Here is a 217-nt window from a genome sequence, read left to right on the forward strand (position 1 = left end):
CAGGGTAACCGCATCCCCCACCTTCGCATCCACGCCGGTCACGGTACCGGTAATTTGCATGATCCCGCCGTCGGCTAAAAATTCCTTAATATTAATAAGGTCATCACCCGCGACGGTATCGATATGTACCGTGTTTTCCGCAAAGTTGTCGATATGCACGTCGTGGTCGCTGATCGCCGTCACTTCGTTGCCTACCGCATCATACGAGACAACCGTC

1 protein-coding gene is annotated in these 217 nt (G+C 53.0%); it reads right to left on the minus strand.

Going from position 1 to position 217, the window contains the following annotated elements; translation table 11 throughout:
- Positions 1–217: Ig-like domain-containing protein (locus OGX89_RS00040; protein ID WP_286559677.1), on the minus strand; the 217-nt coding region annotated here is incomplete at both ends.

This window comes from Citrobacter sp. Cpo103 (assembly GCF_030332605.1).
Taxonomy (GTDB): domain Bacteria; phylum Pseudomonadota; class Gammaproteobacteria; order Enterobacterales; family Enterobacteriaceae; genus Citrobacter; species Citrobacter portucalensis.